Raw genomic sequence first — 275 nt, forward strand, 5'->3', positions numbered from 1 at the left:
CTTGTTCAAGGAGAACACCATGAAAGCCGCCCGAATCCTCGCCGTCGCCGTCCTCGCCGCCATCCCCGCGTTGTCGTTCGCCGCTACCGGCCACGGCCTCACGCGCGCCGACGTGCGTATGCGTCGCCAAACTGACGTGCTGCCTGAAGTGCCGCCGCGTCCCATCCGTCCGGCAACGTTTCGGCCGTATGGCGTTCGATGCTGACGTCGTCGGGAACACTTGCTTCGACCCATCCGTGTGTTTTCGGCACCTTGCCGATGCGCGCATGCACCAG

Annotated in this window: 2 pseudogenes; one reads left to right on the forward strand and one right to left on the reverse strand. The window is 65.1% G+C overall.

The features are described 5' to 3' along the window. Positions 1 to 19: 19 nt before the first annotated feature. Positions 20 to 118, forward strand: a pseudogene (locus tag SB816_RS31455) (DUF4148 domain-containing protein); the annotation flags it as partial. On the opposite strand, the pseudogene SB816_RS31460 reads toward SB816_RS31455, so the two are convergent. Then, positions 117 to 275: pseudogene (locus tag SB816_RS31460) on the reverse strand (RES domain-containing protein); the annotation flags it as partial. The pseudogenes SB816_RS31455 and SB816_RS31460 overlap by 2 nt on opposite strands.

Source organism: Achromobacter sp. SIMBA_011 (genome assembly GCF_046535435.1).
Classification (GTDB): domain Bacteria; phylum Pseudomonadota; class Gammaproteobacteria; order Burkholderiales; family Burkholderiaceae_B; genus Achromobacter; species Achromobacter dolens.